At 46.7% G+C, this 18,844-nt stretch carries 14 protein-coding genes and 1 pseudogene; 13 read left to right on the top strand and 2 right to left on the bottom strand.

Going from position 1 to position 18,844, the window contains the following annotated elements:
• The first annotated feature begins 217 nt into the window (after positions 1 to 217).
• The 5 genes and pseudogenes from BIZ39_RS05250 (at position 218) to BIZ39_RS05230 (ending at position 8,418) form a co-directional block, all read left to right on the top strand.
• Positions 218 to 1,672 (top strand): TolC family protein, encoded by a 1,455-nt coding sequence (locus BIZ39_RS05250; RefSeq protein ID WP_187446523.1) that lies wholly within the window; start codon positions 218 to 220, stop codon positions 1,670 to 1,672.
• Positions 1,669 to 3,147 carry an efflux RND transporter periplasmic adaptor subunit gene (locus BIZ39_RS05245; RefSeq protein ID WP_187446522.1) on the top strand — a complete coding sequence of 493 codons (1,479 nt, stop codon included), beginning with the start codon at positions 1,669 to 1,671 and terminating at the stop codon, positions 3,145 to 3,147. Before BIZ39_RS05250 ends, BIZ39_RS05245 begins: the two co-directional genes overlap by 4 nt.
• Before the next feature lie 118 nt (positions 3,148 to 3,265).
• A pseudogene (locus BIZ39_RS05240) lies at positions 3,266 to 6,363 on the top strand (efflux RND transporter permease subunit).
• Positions 6,335 to 7,075: a response regulator transcription factor gene (locus BIZ39_RS05235; protein WP_187446521.1), complete on the top strand. Its 741-nt coding sequence runs from the start codon at positions 6,335 to 6,337 to the stop codon at positions 7,073 to 7,075. Before BIZ39_RS05240 ends, BIZ39_RS05235 begins: the two are co-directional and overlap by 29 nt.
• Positions 7,069 to 8,418 carry a sensor histidine kinase gene (locus BIZ39_RS05230; protein ID WP_187446520.1) on the top strand — a complete coding sequence of 450 codons (1,350 nt, stop codon included), beginning with the start codon at positions 7,069 to 7,071 and terminating at the stop codon, positions 8,416 to 8,418. The genes BIZ39_RS05235 and BIZ39_RS05230 overlap by 7 nt, the downstream gene beginning before the upstream one ends.
• Before the next feature lie 131 nt (positions 8,419 to 8,549).
• On the opposite strand, the gene BIZ39_RS05225 is transcribed toward BIZ39_RS05230, so the two are convergent.
• Complete coding sequence (locus BIZ39_RS05225; RefSeq protein WP_262385715.1) at positions 8,550 to 9,362, bottom strand: TIGR04211 family SH3 domain-containing protein; 813 nt, start codon at positions 9,360 to 9,362, stop codon at positions 8,550 to 8,552.
• Here BIZ39_RS05225 and BIZ39_RS05220 point away from each other — a divergent pair.
• The gene (locus BIZ39_RS05220; RefSeq protein ID WP_101563441.1) at positions 9,325 to 10,830 is read left to right on the top strand and encodes an inorganic triphosphatase; all 1,506 of its coding nucleotides are present in this window, start codon (positions 9,325 to 9,327) and stop codon (positions 10,828 to 10,830) included. The genes BIZ39_RS05225 and BIZ39_RS05220 overlap by 38 nt on opposite strands.
• A 76-nt stretch (positions 10,831 to 10,906) precedes the next feature.
• Positions 10,907 to 11,986 carry a helix-turn-helix domain-containing protein gene (locus BIZ39_RS05215; RefSeq protein ID WP_187446519.1) on the top strand — a complete coding sequence of 360 codons (1,080 nt, stop codon included), beginning with the start codon at positions 10,907 to 10,909 and terminating at the stop codon, positions 11,984 to 11,986.
• A 32-nt stretch (positions 11,987 to 12,018) separates the two neighbouring features.
• On the opposite strand, the gene mutH is transcribed toward BIZ39_RS05215, so the two are convergent.
• Entirely contained in the window at positions 12,019 to 12,696 is a 678-nt protein-coding gene (gene mutH / locus BIZ39_RS05210; RefSeq protein WP_039224444.1) for a DNA mismatch repair endonuclease MutH, read from the bottom strand.
• A 113-nt stretch (positions 12,697 to 12,809) separates the two neighbouring features.
• Here mutH and rppH point away from each other — a divergent pair, with 113 nt between their 5' ends.
• The 6 genes from rppH to BIZ39_RS05180 all read left to right on the top strand — a co-directional run.
• Complete coding sequence (gene rppH, locus BIZ39_RS05205; protein WP_014948179.1) at positions 12,810 to 13,352, top strand: RNA pyrophosphohydrolase; 543 nt, start codon at positions 12,810 to 12,812, stop codon at positions 13,350 to 13,352.
• Between the two features lie 123 nt (positions 13,353 to 13,475).
• Complete coding sequence (gene ptsP / locus BIZ39_RS05200; protein WP_039224899.1) at positions 13,476 to 15,767, top strand: phosphoenolpyruvate--protein phosphotransferase; 2,292 nt, start codon at positions 13,476 to 13,478, stop codon at positions 15,765 to 15,767.
• A 3-nt stretch (positions 15,768 to 15,770) separates the two neighbouring features.
• Positions 15,771 to 16,577, top strand: a complete 807-nt coding sequence (locus tag BIZ39_RS05195) for a sulfite exporter TauE/SafE family protein (RefSeq protein WP_187446518.1) — start codon at positions 15,771 to 15,773, stop codon at positions 16,575 to 16,577.
• A gap of 4 nt (positions 16,578 to 16,581) precedes the next feature.
• The gene (lgt, locus tag BIZ39_RS05190) at positions 16,582 to 17,394 is read left to right on the top strand and encodes a prolipoprotein diacylglyceryl transferase (RefSeq protein ID WP_014978255.1); all 813 of its coding nucleotides are present in this window, start codon (positions 16,582 to 16,584) and stop codon (positions 17,392 to 17,394) included.
• A gap of 8 nt (positions 17,395 to 17,402) precedes the next feature.
• Positions 17,403 to 18,236, top strand: a complete 834-nt coding sequence (locus BIZ39_RS05185) for a thymidylate synthase (RefSeq protein WP_110288540.1) — start codon at positions 17,403 to 17,405, stop codon at positions 18,234 to 18,236.
• A gap of 9 nt (positions 18,237 to 18,245) precedes the next feature.
• On the top strand, positions 18,246 to 18,844 hold a 599-nt coding region (locus BIZ39_RS05180; RefSeq protein ID WP_187446517.1), incomplete at its 3' end, for a response regulator.

The raw sequence follows: 18,844 nt of genomic DNA, 5'->3' as shown, positions 1-18,844 counted from the left end.
TTAATTGAGAGCTATCTTCACAACATGTCATTCAAAGGCCAGCGCTAAGCTGGCCTTTTTAATACCTTATTCTTACCTTTCTCATTTATTTCTAATTCCTTGCTCTTTTCTTAACCGGACCTTAACCCTGCGTTTGAAATACTCGTGTCAGTTAATTTAAAAAAGCTGCGCATAGACCTTCGAAAGTAAGCTGTGCGCCAAATAATAGGCACAAGTCATGGGCAAGATAAAACTGACGGTAAATAGCATTACCCTTTGCATTTTGCTGTCTGCATGCACAAGTACTGATGACAGAGCGTTGAGCGAATCGGCATCGTCGTCAACGGGTAACAACGTTGTGTGGCAGTCTCAAGGACGGCAACAAGAATCAACACAAACCTTGCAGCTGAATTCGGACACGACGTTAACCGATGTCATTGATATCAAAGAGTTACCCCACTTAGCTGGTTACATTGATGAAGCCCTGTCTTCTAATGCTAGTCTGCAGCAGTCGTTAATAACGCTTAGAAAAGCACAAGTAGCCATTGATAGTGCAAAAGCGGATAGGAACCTTAATGTTGACGCGAGCTTCTCTGCGTCAAAAAGTGAAACCACCAATAGCAGTGCATCTACCAGCTCAAATACCAACTCCAGTACGAGCTCTAATTCGAGCAGTCCGAGCTATAGCGCGAGCATGAATGTCAGTTGGGAGCTGGACCTATGGCAAAAAATCAGCGATGGAATAAGTGCAGCAAACTTAGATGCAGCAAGTGCCAGAGCCAGCTATCAGTCTGCCAGAGATTCTCTGGTCGCTAACGTAGTAAGAAGCTATATCGACGTACTCACTCAGCAGCAATTACTGAATATTGAGCAGTCTCGGTTAACGGTACTAGAAAATAACGAAGCCGTTATTTTAAAGCGCTATAGCACCGGGCTGGGAAGCCTAGACGATTTAGATACTGCGCGTACAAGCAGTGCAAATACTCGCGCGACTATTGCCCAATATGAAAATGCACTTTTAACAGCAAAGCGCACGTTGGCCGTACTCTTAGGCAGACAAAACCAATCGCTAAACGAGCTCAACACTCAAGTTAGTTTTCCCGACGTGTTATTGCCGCTAACAACTTTGCCGAAACAGGATCTGGCACGTAGACCCGATCTTCAGGCGGCCTTTTATGCGTTAAAAGCAACAGAGTTTAAAGTCGATGTGGCGTACAAAGCCCTGTTGCCAAGCATTAGCTTGTCTGCATCCCTTTCTGATAATGCCTCTACACCTTCACAAGCTTTGTTTACTAACCCTTTGTGGAGTTTGCTTGGACAGATGACCACGCCACTGTTTCAGGGGGGCGCTCTAAGGGCGCAAGTTGAAGATGCAAAGCTAACCTCAGCCAATGCCTGGTGGCAGTATCGCGAAACGTTATTAACGGCGGTACAGGAAACCCAAAATGCGCTGGATAGCGAGACTGCGTTGAGTGCTCGAATTAGCCACACCAACGTGGCGTTAGCAAATGCAGAGCGCAGCGTCTCTACCATTGAAGGTCAGTATCGACAGGGCCTTGCTGACATCTTGGACTTACTTTCCGTATATGACACGCGCTTTAACTTACAAGCTCAGGCAGTTGAGCTGCACGCCCAGAAATTACAAAATCGAATTGACTTAGGCCTAGCCCTTGGCCTTGGAGTGTCACAATGAGAAACAAACGAATTATTGTAACCTTACTCGCCGCTGCAAGTATTGCGCTAGCGGTTATGTATACCATGATGAATATGGGTGCCCAACATCCCGGCGCAAAACCGCAGACCGAATCAAAGCCAACGTCTCCAGCAATTTCAGCGAATGCTGAGCAACCACAAAATGCCGCTCAGGCAAAGAAAACTGCAGGTGGTGAAAGGACAGCAGCATTACCTGCTGCCGATAGCGGTGTGAACAGGCTTAACAAGGCAAGCGACACGTCATCAGTGAATACCACTAATCGCAGCCCAAAGGGAGAACAAAGCGGCAATACTCAGCTGGCTCAAGTAGGCGTTATTGATGTAACCGCCGACAGCTATAACGCTAAGGTGAGGGGGTATGGTCAGGTTGTTCCGCAAGATAGTTTGAGCTTAGTCGCACAGGTTAGTGGTCAAGTTACTGATATATCTTCGTCTTTTAAAACTGGTGCCCTAGTGGCAAATAACACGGTATTGGCACGTATTGATGACACCAACTATCAACAGGCGTTAGCAAGTGCAAATGCTACCTATCAAGCGGCTGTGGTAAGTCTGGAAGAAGAGCGATTACAGGGTATTCAAGCGAAAGATGAATGGACACGTTCAGGGCTTGATGGTGAACCTTTATCGGCATTAGTACTGCGTGAGCCACAGCTAAAGGCGGCTCAGGCCACTTTGGATGAAGCCGAGCAAAGTGTAAATTCAGCCAAGCGAGATTTGGCGTTTACCTCGTTACGTGCACCTTTTAATGCATTGGTGGTCAGCCGTGACATTGCGCTAGGGAGCTATGTTCAAGCTGGCAGTGCGGTCGCCACACTTTATTCTGCAGATATTGCCGAAGTGGCTATTGGTCTTTCACCTAGCCAATGGGCTCAACTACCTTCTGGTGATGAAACGCAGTTGTCTGGTGATGCCTCCCTTAACTGGCCGGTAACGCTTACCGATACCACTACAGGAAATACCTGGGTTGCTAATATCGTTCGCGCTGAATGGCATCAAAGCGATACAACGCGTCAGCGAAACGCCATAGCGGTTATTGAAAAGCCGTTAGCATACTCAACGCCTCTTTTATTCGGCAGCTTTGTGCAGGCAGATATTGAAGGAAGAGCTCTCGACAATGTGTGGAAACTGCCGGCTTCTGCTATCTCGCAAAAGCAAGAAGTATGGTTAGTAATGCCATCTACCGGGCAGTTGGCAAAGTTCACGCCTTCGGTTTTGTTTGAAAGCGAAGGTTATGCCTACACTACCCCGCCAAAAAACAGTGAAATTACGGGCGATATTGTGAGTAATGTTGCGGGTAAAACCTCGGGTAACGCTAGCGGCAACAGCATGTCAGAACAGGTTGGCGAAATACGCCAAGCGCTGGTGGTTGCACGCCCTTTAAACAGCTATCTGGTGAATACCAAAGTATTGCCTGTAGTGGAAGGACAAACAGGAGGGCAAGCTGATGACAAATAATCGAAACGGCGCGCCGTTTGGCGGGGGCGAGAGTCCGAAAAACAATAGGAATGGTGGGAATAACGCCCGGGGAATTATCGCTTGGTTTGCGCAGAACTCAGTAGCGGCCAATTTGCTCATGGTCAGCCTTATCGTGCTTGGCTTGGTTTCCATGAACGATATCCGCAAAGAGGCATTCCCAAGTATGGAGCCACGCTTTGTTACCATTTCAATGACATACGATAGCGGTGATCCTAAACAAGCAGAAGAAGGGATAGCTATCAAAATTGAAACCGCTCTGGAAGCAATCCCGGGGATCAAGCGAATTACGTCTACCTCGAACGCCAGCGGCGCCAGTGTGCAGGTAGAAAAGGAAACCGAATACGATTTAGACACACTTTTCAACGACATCAAAACCGAAGTAGATAGTATTTCTAACTTCCCATCTGATGCTGAAAATCCTGTTATAAGCAAAGCACGCCGACAAGAACACGCTATTTGGGTGCAGCTTTATGGTGACGTCGATCACGCTTCGCTTCAATACTTGGGTGAGCAATTAGAGCGAGATTTACTGGCAACAGACGACATTCGCGAAGTCAGTGCAGGTAGCTTTGTCGACCCTATGATGTCTATTGAAATAGACGAAGGTAAGCTTCAAGCCTACGGATTAACGCTGTCAGACGTGGCTGATGCCGTTAACCAGGAGTCGAATACCGCGCTTACAACCAGCTTGCGCAACAAAGAAAAAGTGATTCGTTTAAAAGCGTCTGAACAGTCTTACTGGGCGAAAGATTTTGCCAACATCCCCCTCATTACCGATACCAATGGCGTCATACTCACCGTTGGCGATGTTGCTACAGTGCGCGATATGTTTGCCGATGACAGCTATCACTTGTCACGTTACAACGGTACCAATGGGTATGGTATCCAGGTGCTTATGGATGAATATGGTGACGTAACAAAAATGGTACAGCAGGCTCACGAAGTAGTGGACGCATGGCACGAGAAAGGCTTGCTACCTGAAGGCGTAGAGCTTGAAACCTGGTATGACAAAAGCACGCTAATTACCGAGCGATTGACGTTACTTACCAGTAATGCGCTTATGGGCATTGTGTTGGTATTTGTTACTCTCGCCGTGTTTCTTAATTTACGCGTGGCATTTTGGTGGCGGCTGGGTTGCCCTTTATCTTCTTCGGCACCTTGTACTTCATGACCGACAGCTATACGGGAATGACGCTAAACGAAATGACCACATTCGGTTTTATCATGGCCCTTGGCATTGTGGTGGACGATGCCGTGGTGGTGGGGGAAAGCGTGTACGCCACGCGTAAACAGCATGGCGATACGCTTCAAAATACCATCTTAGGTACCCATAAAGTGGCGGTTCCCACACTGTTTGGTGTACTAACCACAGTGGCCACTTTTTTCGCATTATCGAACGTATCGGGCGGCTTAGGTACGCTTTATTCTCAGTTCGGCACTATCGTTACCTTGTGTTTGTTGCTGTCGGTGGTGGAATCGAAGCTGATCTTACCTTCTCATTTAGCCCATCTGCCAACCAAGCAAAAAGCGCGGGGGGGATTAGGTGGCGTATGGAACAAAGTGCAGCAAAAAGCGGATGGTGGACTTCAGTGGTTTAATTACCGCGTGTATCAGCGCCTGTTGAAAGTCACCGTAGCGTACCGTTATGCCGCTGTATTGTTGTTTATTGCCTTATTTGTCATGGTGGTTAGCCTACCGCTCACAGGTGCGGTAAGAGTAAGCTTCTTCCCCAGTATGCAGGACGATACGGTTTCGGCCAATATGTCGCTTTACAGCGATGCCAGCTATGGACAGAACGAACGCAACTTAATGCTGCTAGAGAAAAATGCGCTAGAGGCAGACCGCCAATTAACCCAAGAAAACGGCGCAGATAAAAGTGGCATTAGCAGTTTACAAGTAACGGCGAGTGGCGATCAAAGCGGCACAATCACCATTTCACTTGATGAAGACTCCTCTTATTCTCTTGATGAATTGTCGTCACGCTGGAATGCGTTAACTGGCAATTTAGAAGGCGTAAAAAGTCTAAAAATACGCTCACGCCGAGAGATGGTCGACGGGTTTAACGTTGAAATTAAAAGCATTAACGACGATACCCTGACGGCGGCTAACGATGCCTTTATTGAAGTACTTAACAATATCGATGGTGTATATGCAGTTGAGAGCTCGCTGACACCCGGCGAAGCCATGATGCGCTTTGAACTTACCCCCGAAGGACGAGCGTTGGGGTTGAATACGCAAAGCCTATCGCAACAGCTGTTAAAAGCATTTGGTGGCGAAATTGTTCAGCGCTATTTGCGCGATAAAAACGAAGTAAAAGTGCGGGTGCGTTATCCTGAACAAGACAGAATGAATCCGTCTGATGTAATGAACACGCAAGTGCGTCTGGACGACGGCACCGTAGTACCGCTTTCTGTAGTGGCTAACGTTATTCAAGATGTACAAGAAAAACAGGTGGTACGTATAGACGGCCTACGCGCCCTAACGGTTAGCGCGTCGGTGGATAGCGATGTTATCACCTCAACCGAACTGGTGAATCACTTAAACAACGAGTTTGTTCCTCAGCTATCGCGTCAGTATCAGGACTTATCGCTTTATTTTGCCGGTGAGGCTGAGCAGCAAGCTGAAACGCAAAGCTCTATGCAGAGCTTGTTTATATTAGCCTTGTTGTCTATTTTTGCGTTGTTGGCGATTCCGCTTAAATCCTACGTACAGCCGCTTATTATTATGACCGCCATCCCCTTTGGTATAGTCGGAGCCATTATCGGCCACTGGTCGAATGGATTAATGATAAGTCTGCTCTCGCTGAACGGCATATTGGCGCTTAGCGGTGTGGTGGTTAACGACAGCTTGTTGTTGGTTTCACGATTCAACGCTTTGCGAGAAGAAGGTGTGCCGGTGGAAACGGCAGTTATTGAAGCTTGTACCAGTCGCTTACGGGCTGTGTTGTTGACCTCAATAACCACCTTTGTAGGCTTATACCCCATATTGGGCGAAACCTCGGTACAAGCGCAGTTCTTAATTCCGGCGGCTGCGTCGCTGGGTTACGGTATATTGTTTGCCACCGTCATCACACTTTTATTAATACCCGCATTACTGTTAATTTATGACGATGTAAGCCGTTTAATGGCAAAGCATTTGGTTAAACCTTTAACGGAGAGTACGGCTAATGATCCGCGTGTTACTAGTGGAAGATGATATGGGCCTGGCGGGCAATATTATCGACTATTTAGAGCTTGAAGACATGGTATGTGACCACGCTGCAAACGGTGTAGCCGCGTTGTCTCTTATCCAAAAGCATCCGTTTGATGTTGTGGTGCTGGACATTAATTTACCGCGACTTGATGGCTTAAGCGTATGTGAGAGGGTGCGGGAAGATGGTAACGATACGCCTATTATTATGCTAACCGCCCGTGACCGGTTGGAAAACAAGCTAGAAGGGTTTCAAAAAGGCGCCGATGATTATTTAGTGAAACCGTTTGACATGCCCGAACTGGTTGCTCGGGTTTTTGCACTGGCGCACAGGCGTTCATCACAAGTGAAAAAGCTGTGCTTTGGCAACGTAAGTTTAGCAATGGGAAGCGACGTAGTAAGTGTTGAGAACGTGCCTATTAAGTTAAGCCCCACAGCATTTACGCTGCTAAAGGCATTGTTACAGCAACAAGGAAAAGTTATGCCACGGGAGCGTCTTCTCGATGCGGTTTGGGGAGAAGATGCGCCAGAGAGCAATGCGCTTAAAGTGCATCTTCATAATTTGCGTAAATCACTGGTGCAAGCGAATGCCAGCATAGAGGTAAAAGCAGTAGCCGGCACAGGCTTTTGTGTGTCGTTAAAACCAGAACAGTCTAGTTCAGTGCAAAGTACAAGCGCGGAACCAAAAAGTACAAATAAAGGAAACGATCAGTGGTAAATGGCCTTCGCATCAGCTTAAGACGCTACGTCTTGTGGTCGCTATTAAGTTTGGCCGCCGTAGTTATCGTGCTCTTTTCAATACAAAGCAGCGATAGCTTTTTCGATGGTATGGACGGCATGCTGAGAAATACCATGATACGGGCGGCAGAAAGCGCAGAGCTTGATGACAACAAGCATGCTCAAATTCTCGATTTACATGTTTTTGCGAACTACGAGAGTTTGCCTGTCGAAGTGAAGCAGAGCTTTTCCAAAGAGAGCTTTATACCGTTTTCACTTATGAAAGATATCAACAAACCTGATTGGTTTTCCCGTCCTATTTCGGCTCACTTTGCCGTGTTAGTTCCGTTAGAAAATGGAGAATCGCGATACGTTACCCAAGTGTTTGTCGCGCCACCTTCTGACGGCAAAAAACACTTTAGAATAAACCATGTTATTTACAGCGCCATTGTGGGCGTAGTTGCACTGGTTTCGTTTTTTGTCGCCTTGCTTTTTCTTATGCGCAGCGTGTCTCGCCCCATAGAGTCATTGCAGAGGTGGGCGGCGTCTTTGGATGAACAAGAGCTCGATAAGCCTATCCCAGAGTTTCGTTATAAGGAACTTAACGCGCTAGCAGGGATGATACATGGCAGCTTGCAAAACGTGCGCAACACCCTAAATCGAGAACGGGAATTTGTTAACCATGCGAGTCACGAGCTTAGAACGCCGATTGCCGTCATTAGAAGTAGCGCGGCATTACTGCACAGAGTGATCGATAGTGAAAATACTAAAAGCAATAACGCGCTTGCGCGGGTGGATCATGCCTCAAAAACCATGGCAGATTTGACCGAAACTCTACTTTGGTTAGGAAGAAATGAAGAAGCAGCTTTACCCAAAGAAAAGGTTAACCTTAAAGCAATGGTTGAGGCTCTAAGCCAAGATTTAATGTATTTGTTGTCGGGAAAAGACGTGAGTGTGCAGCTGCAATTGAGCGATTGTGAGTTAACGCTGGCGAAAACGGCGAGCGAAATTGTGATCGGAAATGTGATTCGAAACGCTTATCAGCACACGCAGCAAGGAAGAGTCACAATAAGTCTTTCAGATGCAACGCTCACCGTGCTCAACGAAGAGGACGGCCTTGAAGAAGAGGCGCTTAACGAAAAAGGCCAAGCGACTTTATCTGCGCCGACTATCAGTGAGTTAGATGGCGGATTTGGAATAGGGTTAAAACTCATTGATAAGCTTTGTGCGAAGCTTAAATGGGGTTATGCACATGAGAGGATAACAGCCCGAGGTTCACATGATGACCAAGGTGATGTTTCTCGTATGACAATAGGGTATAGAGTGGTGCTTACAGTACGATAATAGGCGCATATAACTCGTCAAAGTGTTTGCACTTTGTCACTCCTAATCCATTTACCGAAACGAGCCCCATAGAAAACGCCGATGCTAACATCGGCGTTTTCGTTTTTTAGCGTCCAGCTATAAAACCTACACTACATCCATTCGCTGTTTCTACGCTTGCGTTTAGGAAGGTAAGTGAGCATTACACCAAGCAATATCCCCACGCCTGCCACTATGCCACCGCGAGTAAACCAGGTAACAAGCTCGTCTTTATTAGCGCTTTCGACCTTAGCCGTTAAACGAATAATTTGAGACGCTTGCTCGTCGTTTGTGGTGGTAAGTTTAGACACCTTTTGGCGAGCATCGTTAAGCTGCTGACGAAGTTTGGCATTTTCTGATTGTGCAGCTTGAAGTCCACTTTGGCTCTCAGCTAGCTTCTCACTTATGATTGGCAATTGCTCGGCTTGCGACATGGTATTAGACACAAACTTACTTTCAACCCAGCCTTTACGTCCTTCATCGTCGGTAATTTGCGTGAATTCAGCATCATTGTCGCGTGCAAGCACAGTAATAGGTGTGCCTGCTTCAATTGAACCTAGAATACGGTAGTTACGACCAGGTCCAGTATGCATAAAGATAAACAAGTCATCTCTAATGTAATGCGAAGAAGACGCTTCTAAATCAGCGGTATCTTGTAGCGAAAATGCTTGAAAAGAGCATGCAATAAGGGCTGCTGCTAACCACTTTCGAATCATATGAAGTCCAATTTTAGAATTTAAAACGTGAAGATGGTATTGGTTGACCGCGATAAAGGCAAGTTTGTTCCACTTTTGTCTAATTAAAGCATCTTGTTTCATGGCGCCAGCATTGCGAAAAGTAAGCGACAAAGGTAAGGTGTCAGCATCATAAGCTGTGCCTAGCGCAACCATGTCAGAAATAGAATTAAAATTTGTAACGGGTGACAACGCCCACCATGCGTTTAGTCAACGTGTACTTCCTCTTTTCGAAAAAAACAGTATTCAGGTTAACTCTCATCGTGAAATGCGCTTAGAGAACGACTATTACGATACGGATAAGCTCGATTTTCAAAACAATAAAATGGGCTTTCGTGTTCGAGGTAACAATGGTGAATACGAACAGACGCTAAAGACTAACGGCGTGGTCAGCGGTGGTCTGCACAAACGCATGGAATACAATGTGAGCCTTGATAATTCAAGGCCCGACCTCACGCTATTTGAAGCCAGCGCTTGGCCCCAGGATTGGGATGTGGCGGCAAAAAACACGCGGCTATCTAAACAGTTTAGCACTCACTTTACTCGCAATGCCTATGTGGTTAGTGTGGGTGAAAGTGTGGTTGAGATTGTGCTGGACTGTGGTGAAGCAAGTACAGAAAAAGCCAGTTCCCCAATCAACGAAATAGAGCTTGAGTTGATGTCAGGTGATATCAACAGTTTGTTTACGTTAGCTGTGCTAATAAACGACAACATGCCGGTACGCCTTAGTGATGTATCAAAAGCGGCGCAGGGATATCAATTACTTCACGGTTTTAACGCTAAAGTTCGACACCTGCCAGATTTCCTTGCGCTTGAAGACACAACCACCACGGAAGAAGCATTTAGCCACGCGGTTCAAACTGCATTGGCGCATTGGCAGCACCACGAGCATGTGTTTTGCGAAAGTGGTTCAATAAAAATGCTCGCGGAAGTCGCCAAGAGTGTACGCTTGTTACTTCAAAGTGTATCGCTTTACTTGCCGGTTCTGCAGTGCCCTGAGCTACTAGCCCTGCATAAAAAACTGGTCACCCATGCGCAAAAGTGGGGTTGGCAAGACGACTTACAAAGTTTGCGTTACTTGCTCTCTAAAAAGAGCATGTTTAACAAAACACTCAGCAAACATCCTGCAGTAGTAAGCTATTTGCAAGGACGACAAACAGGCTTAATGCAGGCTCATGAGCCCGAAAAACTGTTTTTCGACAACGATGCCACAGACATTAAGCTACACGCCATAAGTCTTATCCAGAATAAGCCGTGGCAAAAAGTCGCAACGGGTTTTGACCATCCGGTGCTTGATCATGCAAAAGGTTGGCTGTCGCAAGGTTGGCAAACTGTACAGCAAAGCATGCCGCTAAATAAAACCATGGGGCCTGCCAATTACAGCGCTGTAGAAGTGATGCTTAGGCAGACATTATGGAGTGGGTTTCTGCTGGGTGACTTGTTTGTAGAAGAGCGGGGTAATTTTCGCGCGCCGTGGTTAGATTTGCTCACTGGTATTGATGAGCTGAATGCGCTGCTTATGTTAAAGCAGTCAATAGACGACGCCGAAGTAGACTCTCATGACGAGGTGCGAAAATGGACGTCAGAAAAGCTCAGTACATTAATTCGTATTATGGAACGAACTCGCACAGTGGCTATGCAACGTGACGTTTACTGGTAATTGTTTTCTATGTATATGTGGTTACTGTAAACATGCACGGTAAAGGCAACTCGAATCTCAAGGATGGAGGGCGCTGATGACCTCAGCCATAAATGACTATTTCCTTTACGCACTGCTTGGCATTTATGCCATTGGCTTTGTGCGTCTGTTCGTTCAAAAAGTCAATTTACGCAGTGGACGCTGGCTAACGGCAGCGTTTTTGTGCTGGCCTGTGTTTATGCTGGATGAGTGGCTTCGTATGGCAAATGCCACAGGGTTGGCTAGTATCTACGGGTTATCAGAAGTATTTGCTGTAATCGCGATTACGTGTTGTTACCGCGCAATAAAACCCATGCTGTTAGCTTACCCTACGGCACGAAAGCGGCTGTGGTGGCCTGTCGTGATGACCGGCGTTTTTCAGTGCGCCATTCTCCTAATACCCGTAGACGATAAGCAGCAATGGCTCTCATCGTCTCCTCATGGTCAGCCTCTGCTATTGTGGCCTGCCTATATTGCATCACTGTTAACGGGGTTTAGCGTGTTGCTCATAGGTATTCTTATTACCGAGCATATTCAAATGTACCATAGGCACTTACCAGAGCAGGCGGTGGATATAAAAAACCTGAAAATGCCTAGGCTTGCCGGAGTAATGGGGAGCTTGGTTGGCGTTGCGTTTATGAGTATTTTACTTGTGACGGCCGCAACATTCGGCTTCTTCCCTGTTCCTTTTTGGGAAGGATTTCATCATCTGATGATTGGAACGGCAATTCTAGTTGTACTGTTTTCACTAACCTTTATACGACGGACGTCCCCGTCGCCACTCGATTACGAACGCTTAGATGAAGGCAAGGCAACGCCTTATGAAATTAGCAGTATTATTTCTAAAGCAGAACGCTACACCATAGAATCAAAGGCGTACAAGGTTCGCTTCCTTACCCTCAGTGAGTTTTGTAAAGGGGCAGATATCGACCCCACCTCGCTCGCATTGGCCTTGCAACTTACCGAAAAGAAAAACTTTAGGCGTTTCATTTTCCACTACCGCTTAGAGTACGCCAAGAATGTACTGCTGCGCAGCGACGCTAAACTTGAAGCCGTGGCAAAACGCATGGGGATAAATTCAGAAAAGTTTTTGAGTGAGTATTTGGTTAAACACCTAAACTCCACGCCGCTAAGATAAACAAGAGTATTGTGCTAGACGTTGAGTTCGCGTTAGCCACCAAATGCATTTATCAATATTTGATGGGTGAAGGTTTTACGTAAATAAAAGCCGCGAGGACGGGTTTTGATACGCTGACCTTCTGGCCCCAACGCGTCGGTGAGCACTTTCCCGTTTGCTGCCTTAGGACGAATGTGTAAGGCCTCGCCTTGACGAGAGGTGATCGACTCGACCTGTCCAGTTGCAATTTGCTCGACCAGTTCCTCCCAATCGTGTCTCAATACCGCATCTTCGTGTTCATTCGGTCGCCAGTAGAAGCCTGTTGCTACCCGCCTATGGGCCAGCGGAATAGCTCTGTCACCTTCAATAGGTAGCCACAATACCTGCTGTAGTTTGTTTCGCACGTTAGACGTTTCCCATGTAATGCCGGGCGTCATCAAAAGCGGGGCAAAACAAACGTAGGTGGTTTCTAAGGGGGAAAAATGGGCGTCAATGGGAATAGTTTTAAGTTCGATACCAAGTTCAGGAAAGTCCTGTTGAGGCTTCGAACCTGCACTCGCGCCCAGCCACTTCTCTATCAGCATGCCTGGCCACCCCTTGTGACGTTGTAAATTGGCCGGAATGGCTACATTTGCCATGTCCGCAAGCTCTCCAAGCGTCAAGCCTGCTATCGCATGACAACGGGCTAAAAGGCTATCTGGAGATGACGGGGGAGACGCTGGAGGCTGCATAAATATGGCTAATTTCCTGTTTGAAAAGCGGGTACGAATATTAAGACTATGATTGGAGCATAGTTTGTGGAAGAATGAAAACATATAACAGTATAGTGTGCCCGGGAGTCTATGTGATAGATGCCGATGGATTCCGTGCGAATGTGGGCATAGTGATTTGCAACAAAATGGGTCAAGTATTTTGGGCAAGACGTTATGGTCAACATTCATGGCAGTTCCCTCAAGGCGGAATTGATGAAGGGGAATCTGCTGAACAAGCTATGTACCGCGAGCTTCACGAAGAAGTAGGGCTGACACCGAAAGATGTCACTATTTTAAGTGTTACCCGTAACTGGCTTAGATATAAGCTGCCGAAGCGATTAATTCGACAAGGCAGCAACCCTGTTTGTATAGGACAAAAACAAAAATGGTTCTTGTTGCAGCTCGATTGTAACGAGCGAGACGTTAATGTACTTAAAACAGGTCATCCTGAATTCGATGACTGGAGGTGGGTAAGTTACTGGTATCCAATAAGAAACGTTGTATCGTTTAAGCGCGATGTATACAGACGAGTAATGAAAGAGTTCTCGCCTGTAGTTATGTCTGCGCAGCATCGGCCTCAACAGCGCCAAAACGCAGCGCCACATAAACGTGGCAAGAAACGCAGGCGTGGATAAGCGTATGCGAAGTTCAGGTACGCAAGAAAGAGGTGTGCAATATTGCGGTGTGCGGAGTAAGCAGCGAGTAAACTGCGAGTAAAAAAGGAAAAACCGGTGAGCCCTCAGAGCCAGCAAGGAACAATGTTAACCACGTTAAAGCGTATCGTGCAGGAAATGAATCAAATTCCTGCTCTCGATACGGCGTTGTTTAGGCTAGCCTCACGGGTTAAACAGACCCTAGATGTCGATTCATGCTCTATTTACCTTGCCGATTACGACACCCAAGAATTTATCCTTAAAGCCACTGACGGACTACATCCCGATGCAGTCGAGCAGGTACGCATTGGCTTCTCAGAAGGGCTTATCGGGCTGGTAGGTCAGCGGGAAGAGCCCCTTAATATCGTTAATGCTCATAGCCATCCTCGATTCAAACATTACCCCGAAGTTCAGGAAGAAAACTATAACGCCTTTTTAGGTACGCCTATTATCAACCAACGGCGTGTGCTTGGTGTTATTACCCTTCAGCAATCACAAATGCGCCGCTTCAGTGAAGACGAAGAAGCATTCTTAGTCACCCTTGCTGCGCAGCTCGCGTTAGAAATAACCAATGCTGATATTCGCGGGGCTTTGACGCTGTCAAATTCGAACGACAATACTGCGCGGCAAAAAAATGTGCGTGGTATTGCGGGTTCTCCAGGCCTTGCTATTGGCAAGGGAGTGTCTCCAGACAAATCTATTAACCTTAAAAACTGGGTCGTAAAGCGCACGCAATCTCCTCAAGATCAAATTCAACTCTATCGCAAAGGGGTTGAAGTTACGCGAGGTCATGTCGATGCGTTATCGAAGCGGTTAGATGACGGCATCCCCGACGATGTTAAGTCCATTTTTCAGCTGTATCATCATCTGCTAGATGCCAACAGCCTTGGGCGGGAAGTAGAAGAAAAAATCCGCCAAGGTTGGGATGCGGCGTCTTCATTAAAAATGGTTGTAGAAAGCTATGCCGCACGCTTTCAAGCAATGGACGACCCTTACATGCAAGAGCGTGCCATTGATATTGTCGATTTATCCGACCGTATTCTTGCCAACATTTTGTATGAAGCGAATGGCAAAAAGGTTACTGAAAAAACGATAACCGAAGCCAGTATTCTCGTAGCTGATGAAGTCTCAGCGCCTATGCTTGCCGAATTTCCAAGAGGTAAGCTAAAAGGCATTATTTCTATTCGCGGTTCAAATAACTCTCACGCGGCAATATTGGCTAGAGCCATGGGCGTGCCTGCAGTGATGGGCTGTCAAAACGTTACGCCAGCACTACTCGAAGACAAAGAGATTTTGCTTGATGGGTATTCAGGCGAGGTCATTGTATCGCCTGAACGCAACATCAAGTCTGAATTTATACAGCTCATTGAAGAAGAGTCGGCCATCGCAGAGAAAATTGACGCCGAGGCTGATAAACCTTGCGAAAGCGTTGATGGCTGTAGAATGTCTCTTTATATCAACGCAGGCCTTTCAGCTGAAGTCGAGCTAAACGCTGAACAAATTGGTGCGGGTGTAGGGCTTTATCGCACCGAGATCCCCTTTATGTTACGCGAGCGTTTTCCTTCAGAACAAGAGCAAGTAAAGCTGTACCGCCAAGTGCTTGAGGCCGCGCCTTCATTGCCTATCACTATGCGTACTCTCGACGTAGGAGGCGATAAGCCACTACCGTACTTCCCCATTAATGAAGAAAACCCATTTTTGGGGTGGCGAGGCATCCGCCTTACCCTTGATCATCCAGAAATTTTCTTGGTTCAGGTTCGCGCCATGCTCCGTGCAAGTGTAGGCCTAAGCAATTTGCAAATTATGCTGCCTATGATCTCCACCGTATCTGAAGTGCAGGAGTCTAAGCGGCTAATTAATCAGGCATATTATGAAATTTGTGATGAGATTGCAGAGTCAGGACAAACGTTAACCAAGCCTAAGTTAGGTATTATGCTAGAAGTCCCGTCGGTACTTTATCAGCTTCCTCAATTAGCAAAGCACGTGGATTTCTTTTCGGTAGGCAGTAACGACCTGACCCAATATCTGCTCGCGGTGGATAGAAACAATACGCGGGTGGCAGGGCTCTACAACAGCTATCATCCTGCAGTATTAGGGGCGCTTTACGACGTGGTTCAAAAAGCCAATCAAAACCAGGTGCCCGTAACTATCTGCGGTGAAATTGCAGGTGAGCCAGCTGGAGCATTACTGCTAATGGGAATGGGTTATCGCCGCCTAAGTATGAACGGCTTTAACTTAAGAAAAATAAACTGGCTTATTAGAAAAGTCACGCTGGATGAGTGTAAGCAACTACTATCATTGGCGCTCACCTCTGTTAGCCAAGAAGAAGTCTTTGTGCACTTGAATCAATATCTTGAAACCAAGGGCCTGGGAGGCCTTATCCGAGCAGGTGCTTAAGGAATGGATCCATTAGTTGTAATAATTCTTAGCTGCCTTATTTTAGGTTCTGTGGTAGGTGTTTTGGCGGGTATGCTGGGCATTGGCGGTGGGCTTATCATCGTTCCTGTATTGTCGTATTTGCTTATACATTTCATGGGAATGACCACTGAAACCGTAATGCCAGTCGCTATCGCTACCTCATTATCTACCATCATCTTCACAGGAATGTCGTCGGCCTTCGCACATTACAAACTGGGTAATATTCAAAGGCATGTTGTGCTTTACACAGGCTTAGGTATTGCTTTTGGCGCATTTGCCGGAGCACAGGTAGCAAGCCATATTTCGGGTGAACTGCTTAAAGATGTGTTTGCGGTGCTGGTTATTTTGATTGCGATGCAGATGATATTTGGTAAGCAAAAAGCCTCAGAAAATGAAGCCTCTAAAGGTACGCTTGCGACTGTTGGTGGTGGAGCTGGCTTACTAAGTGCACTTATGGGGATTGGTGGCGGTGCATTATTGGTACCTGCGCTGGTATGGTTTCGTGTTAATGTACGGGCGGCAATTGGCTGTGCAGCCTTTTGCGGACTCATTATTGCCGTTTTTGGTACCACGAGTTTTATTGTGGCCGGTTACAATGCGATAGATGTACCAGAACATAGTTTAGGTTATGTGTATTTACCGGCAACAGCTGGTATTGTTGCCACCTCTATGTTTACCGCAAACATAGGTGCAAAGCTTGGGCAGCGAGTAAATGTTCGTGTGTTAAAAGCGATGTTGGCGTGCTTACTCGTGTTGGTGAGCATTAGAATGATTTTAGGAATTGAATAAAGTAATGGAACAGAGCAGTTATCTGGTATTTCCCAGTATCGACCCCGTTATCTTCAGTGTCGGTCCGTTAAGTGTCCGCTGGTACGGCCTTATGTATTTGGTGGGCTTTATCGCCGCGTACCTATTGGCACAAAAGCGTCTTTCACAAACCAACTGGAGCCGTGAGCAGTTAAGCGACCTGCTTTTCTGGAGCTTCGTTGGCGTAATATTAGGCGGTCGAATAGGCTATGTGCTTTTCTACCAGTTTGGTATGTTTCTCGACGATCCCTTGTACTTATTCAAAATTTGGGCTGGTGGAATGTCCTTCCACGGCGGGCTTTTAGGGGTGCTAACAGCCTTATTCTGGCGCGCCAAGTGTATGAACACGACCTTCCTTCGACTAGGGGACTTTGTTGCCCCGTTAGTACCCATCGGCTTGGGTGCTGGACGCATAGGTAACTTCTTAAACGCTGAACTTTGGGGGCGTAGCACCGATGTGCCTTGGGCGGTCATTTTCCCCAACGCGGGTAATATCCCCCGTCACCCATCACAGCTTTACGAGTTTGCGCTTGAAGGCGTACTACTCTTTATTATCCTATGGCTATATTCTGCCAAAAAGCGTCCAGTAGGGGCGGTCAGCGGCTTGTTCTTACTTGGTTACGGCACCTTCCGATTTATCGTTGAATACTTCAGAGAACCCGACGCACATATTGGCTTATATCAAATGGGACTAAGCCAAGGGCAACTTCTTTGTTTACCTATGATAGCTTTAGGAATAGGATTAATAGTCCGTGCTTACATGCGCGGAAAAGACCATGTTGAACAGCAAAAAATATAAGAATAACGATGAAAGAATATCTCGCTCTAATGCGCCATGTACGTGATACGGGTGTGAAAAAGGAAGATCGAACTGGTACAGGTACGTTAAGTGTATTTGGCTATCAGATGCGTTTTAATCTACAGGAAGGTTTCCCCTTGGTGACAACAAAGAAGTGTCACCTTAAATCCATTATTCACGAACTACTTTGGTTTCTTAAAGGCGAGACAAACATCGCTTATTTGAAAGAGCACGGTGTGAGTATTTGGGACGAGTGGGCTACCGAAGAAGGCGAGCTTGGTCCGGTTTATGGACACCAGTGGCGCAGTTGGGATCGCGGTGATGGCACATCGGTGGACCAAATTGCCGAGGTAGTTGAGCAAATCAAAAACAACCCAGACTCCCGTCGTCTTATTGTTAGCGGCTGGAATCCTGCAGTATTACCAGATACGAATTATTCTCCAAAAGAAAATGCGGCTATGGGTAAACAGGCGTTGCCGCCTTGCCATACGCTTTTCCAGTTTTATGTATTAGACGGTAAGCTTAGCTGCCAGCTTTACCAGCGAAGCGGCGATATTTTCTTGGGCGTTCCGTTCAATATCGCAAGTTATGCTTTACTGACCATGATGATGGCGCAAGTGTGTGATTTAGAGCCCGGCGATTTTATTCATACGCTAGGCGATGCGCATTTGTATTCAAACCATCTTGAACAGGTAGAGCTACAGCTTAGTCGCGAACCGTTTGCGCGTCCAACTATGGAAATTAACCCAGAGGTTAAAGACATTTTTGGGTTCTCTTTCGACGATTTTACGCTTAAAAACTATCAGTCACACCCACACATTAAAGCCCCTGTAGCTATTTAAGGAGTTACCATGAGTACTCCGATATTGATTTGCGATGACTCAGGCTTCGCAAGGCGCCAGATGGCGCGCAGTTTACCTGATGGGTGGGACGTGGATATTTCGTTTGCCGAGAATGGTGAGCAAGCCCTCGCGCTTGTTCGCGAAGGCAAAGGCGATGTGGTGTTTCTCGACTTAAACATGCCGGTAATGGACGGTTATCAAACCATGGAAGCCATTCGCCAACAGGATCTTCCTTGCTTGGTGGTTGTCGTTTCCGGTGATGTACAAGCGCAAGCGCGAGAAAAAATGCTCGCTCTTGGTGCCCTGGATTTCATAAGAAAGCCAATTGATAACGAAAAACTCAGCCACATCCTAGCCTCTTACGGGATTTACAGTGGCGAGAGGCATTCTTCTGGCGCGAGCTTACAAAAAGCGCAAGACGATAGCGACTCAAATGCCGTTTTAGCCAAGCGCCAGATGAGTAAAGAAGATCAATTAGACGCATGCCGTGAAATGGTCAATATTGCCATGGGGCGTGCGGGTGAGAATCTTGCTCAACTGCTAGGTGAATTTATTGATTTGCCTATCCCAAACGTCAACTTAATTGAAAGCAACGAACTGTCTATGGC

The sequence above is a fragment of the Alteromonas sp. BZK5 genome (assembly GCF_014349115.1).
GTDB lineage: Bacteria > Pseudomonadota > Gammaproteobacteria > Enterobacterales > Alteromonadaceae > Alteromonas > Alteromonas macleodii.
This window is presented reverse-complemented; position numbering and strand designations above follow the sequence as displayed.

What these genes read in the sequence shown, in the direction of transcription:
- BIZ39_RS05215 (WP_187446519.1), top strand. Translation starts at nt 10,907, where the DNA reads ATGACCTCAGCCATAAATGACTATTTCCTTTACGCACTGCTTGGCATT.
- mutH (WP_039224444.1), bottom strand. Translation starts at nt 12,696, where the DNA reads ATGCAGCCTCCAGCGTCTCCCCCGTCATCTCCAGATAGCCTTTTAGCC.
- BIZ39_RS05220 (WP_101563441.1), top strand. Translation starts at nt 9,325, where the DNA reads ATGTCAGAAATAGAATTAAAATTTGTAACGGGTGACAACGCCCACCAT.
- lgt (WP_014978255.1), top strand. Translation starts at nt 16,582, where the DNA reads ATGGAACAGAGCAGTTATCTGGTATTTCCCAGTATCGACCCCGTTATC.
- BIZ39_RS05245 (WP_187446522.1), top strand. Translation starts at nt 1,669, where the DNA reads ATGAGAAACAAACGAATTATTGTAACCTTACTCGCCGCTGCAAGTATT.
- BIZ39_RS05195 (WP_187446518.1), top strand. Translation starts at nt 15,771, where the DNA reads ATGGATCCATTAGTTGTAATAATTCTTAGCTGCCTTATTTTAGGTTCT.
- BIZ39_RS05185 (WP_110288540.1), top strand. Translation starts at nt 17,403, where the DNA reads ATGAAAGAATATCTCGCTCTAATGCGCCATGTACGTGATACGGGTGTG.
- BIZ39_RS05250 (WP_187446523.1), top strand. Translation starts at nt 218, where the DNA reads ATGGGCAAGATAAAACTGACGGTAAATAGCATTACCCTTTGCATTTTG.
- BIZ39_RS05235 (WP_187446521.1), top strand. Translation starts at nt 6,335, where the DNA reads ATGATCCGCGTGTTACTAGTGGAAGATGATATGGGCCTGGCGGGCAAT.
- ptsP (WP_039224899.1), top strand. Translation starts at nt 13,476, where the DNA reads ATGTTAACCACGTTAAAGCGTATCGTGCAGGAAATGAATCAAATTCCT.